Source organism: Cryobacterium sp. 10I1 (assembly GCF_035019805.1).
GTDB classification, from domain to species: Bacteria; Actinomycetota; Actinomycetes; order Actinomycetales; family Microbacteriaceae; genus Cryobacterium; species Cryobacterium glucosi.
Genome location: NZ_JASJVF010000324.1, coordinates 1 through 3,089, shown reverse-complemented (window position 1 = coordinate 3,089; position 3,089 = coordinate 1). Strand labels below are relative to the sequence as shown.

Here is a 3,089-nt window from a genome sequence, read left to right as displayed (position 1 = left end):
CCCACGACGCCATCCTGCTCGGCGCCGTCGGGGGAGTGCCCGGCGACCCGCGCCTCGCGAACGCGAACATCGAGCGGGGCCTGCTGCTCAGGCTGCGCTTCTCGCTCGACCACTACGTCAACCTGCGACCGAGCGTGCTGTTCCCCGGTGTGCCGAGCCCGCTCGCGGCTCCCGGCAACGTCGACTTCGTCGTCGTGCGCGAGGGCACCGAAGGGCCGTACGTCGGCAACGGCGGCGCCATCCGCCAGGGCACCGCGCACGAGGTCGCCAACGAGGTCTCGGTCAACACGGCCTTCGGCGTCGAACGCGTCGTACGCTACGCCTTCGAGGTCGCCAGGGGCCGCGCGGCCAAACACCTGACCCTCGTGCACAAGACCAACGTGCTCGTCTTCGCCGGCGGCCTATGGCAGCGGATCGTGACGACCGTCGCCGCCGAATACCCCGACGTGACGGTGGACTACCTGCACGTGGATGCTGCGACGATTTTCCTCGTCTCAAATCCGAGTAGATTTGATGTCATCGTCACGGATAACCTCTTCGGCGACATCCTCACCGACCTGGCGGCCGCAATCAGCGGCGGCATCGGCCTGGCAGCATCCGGGAACATCAACCCGGACGGCCGGTTCCCGAGCATGTTCGAACCGGTGCACGGTTCGGCCCCCGACATTGCGGGCAAGCAGCTTGCGGACCCGACGGCCGCCATCCTTTCCGTCGCCCTCCTGCTCGATCACCTGGGCCTGACGGATGCCGCGGCCCGGGTCCGGGACGCGGTGGTCGCCGATATCGCGGCCCGTACGGAAAATGGGGCATTCACGGCGTCGCGCGGTACCAGCGCGGTGGGCGACGCCATCGTGACTCGAATGACAGACAAGGGACTCCAATGAGCCAGGCAGCACTGAGCGACACCACCACCGAGACCACCACAGGCACCACGACCGACGCCGCGACCACGGGCGCCTTCCCGCTGACCTTCAGCCTGACGCCGTCCACGATGGCGCGCACGAGGGCCGAGCGTGAGGAGATCCTCGCCGACCCCGGTTTCGGCAAAAAGTTCACCGATCACATGGTCTCGATCGATTGGACCGTCGAGGAGGGCTGGCACGATGCCCGGGTCATCCCGTACGGCCCGTTGCAGCTCGACCCGGCCTCTTCGGTGCTGCACTACGGCCAGGAGATCTTCGAGGGGCTCAAGGCCTACCGCCACGCCGACGGCTCCATCTGGACCTTCCGCCCGGAGAAGAACGCCGACCGGCTCCAGCGTTCGGCACGCAGGCTCGCCCTGCCGGAGCTCTCCGAGAGCGATTTCATCGAATCGATCCGGCAGATGATCGCCGTGGACGGCGATTGGGTGCCGTCGGACCATGAGACGAGTCTCTACCTGCGACCGTTCATGATCGCCAACGAAAGCTTCCTCGGTGTGCGCGCCGCCCACAAGGTCGGCTATTACGTCATCGCGAGCCCTGCGGGCGCCTACTTCGCCAACGGCGTCGCCCCGATCAAGATCTGGCTTTCGACCGAATACGCCCGTGCCGGCCGCGGCGGAACCGGGGCCGCGAAGTGCGGTGGCAACTACGCCGCCTCGCTCCTGCCGCAGATGCAGGCATACGACAACGACTGCGCCCAGGTACTCTTCCTCGACGGGGAAACCGGTTCGCACATCGACGAGCTCGGTGGGATGAACGTCTTCTTCGTGTACGGCACCGACACGCTCGTCACCCCGCGACTGACCGGCACCATCCTCGAGGGTGTCACGCGCGACAGCATCATCCAGCTCGCCCGTGACCGGGGACTGACTGTCGAGGAGCGCGACGTGACCCTCGACGACTGGCGCGACGGAATCGCATCCGGTGCCATCACCGAGGTCTTCGCGTGCGGCACCGCCGCCGTGGTCACCCCGATCTCACAGCTCAAGGGACCGGGCGGCCTGGCCATCGGCGATGCGGATGCGCCGGCCGGCACGATCACGATGGCGCTCCGCCAGGAGCTGACCGACATCCAGTACGGGCTGCTGCCCGACCGGCACGGCTGGCTCACCCGCCTCGACGTACCCGCGGACCAGGCGTGAAGGTCGCGCGGTTCAGCCAGGGCGGAATCATCGCCTTCGGCATCGTCGACGACGATGAGCTCGTCGTACTCAAGGGCGACCCGATGTTCGCCGGGTACGACCCGACCGGCGACCGGATCGCCCTGCGCGACGTGAAGCTGCTCGCGCCCGTGATCCCGCGCTCCAAGATCGTGGGCATGGCGCATGCGTTCTTCTCCGACGACGAAGAACGCGAGCACGCCGAACCGCGCGAGCCCCTCTTCTTCCTCAAACCGAACACCTCGGTGATCGGGCCGGACGACCCGATCTTCCTCCCGGCGCAGTCCCACGACGTGCGCGTCGAGGGCGAACTCGCGATCGTGATCGGCAAGATCGCGAAGAACGTGACGGTCGAGAACGCCGAAGACGTCATCTTCGGGTACACGATTGCGAACGACGTGACGGCGCGCGATCTCCTCGAGCGCGACGGGCAGCTCGCCCGCGCCAAGAGCTTCGACTCGTTCTGCCCGCTCGGCCCCGTGATCGACACCGAGTACGACTGGACGAGCCTGCACCTGACCGGTCGGGTCAACGGCGAGAAGTTCCAGAAGGGGACGGCTGCGCTCTACAAGCATTCGGTCGCCGAGGTCGTCGCGTTCGTCTCGAGCGTCTTCACGCTCCTGCCGGGCGATGTGATCCTCACCGGCGCCCCTGACCGCGCCGAAAAGGTCCACGACGGCGACGCCGTGCAGATCGAGATCCCGGGCATCGGCATCCTGACGAACCCGGTCAAGCGCCTCTAGAGCAATAGATCAGGGGTGCCAGGACCGGACCTGGTCCGCGGCCGTGGCGAGGAGTGCGAGCGACTCGTCCCGGTTCACCCGGGCGAGCAGCATGACGCTCATCGACAAGGCGGCGAGCGTGCGGGCGCGTTCGTCGAGGACAGCGGCCCCGGCATCCGTGCCCGGAGCGATCTCGGCCGCCGCTCCCGCGAGGGCGTTGCGGAGTGCCGCCGTGAGCTCGGCGCGGTAGTCGTCGACGACCTTCCTGGCGGGGTCGTCGTGGC

The 3,089-nt window shown here is 67.7% G+C and carries 3 protein-coding genes and 1 pseudogene; 3 read left to right on the top strand and 1 reads right to left on the bottom strand.

The genetic code is table 11. From position 1 onward, the window contains the following. The 3 genes from QN345_RS17345 to QN345_RS17335 form a co-directional block, all read left to right on the top strand. On the top strand, positions 1-884 hold an 884-nt coding region (locus QN345_RS17345), incomplete at its 5' end, for a 3-isopropylmalate dehydrogenase (RefSeq protein WP_323508956.1). After that, entirely contained in the window at positions 881-2,065 is a 1,185-nt protein-coding gene (locus QN345_RS17340) for a branched-chain amino acid aminotransferase (protein WP_134447386.1), read from the top strand. The genes QN345_RS17345 and QN345_RS17340, both read left to right, overlap by 4 nt. Further along, positions 2,062-2,826, top strand: a complete 765-nt coding sequence (locus QN345_RS17335) for a fumarylacetoacetate hydrolase family protein (protein WP_134447388.1) — start codon at positions 2,062-2,064, stop codon at positions 2,824-2,826. Before QN345_RS17340 ends, QN345_RS17335 begins: the two co-directional genes overlap by 4 nt. Positions 2,827-2,835: 9 nt before the next feature. Here the strand turns inward: QN345_RS17335 and QN345_RS17330 are convergent. Further along, a pseudogene (locus tag QN345_RS17330) lies at positions 2,836-3,089 on the bottom strand (hypothetical protein); the annotation flags it as partial.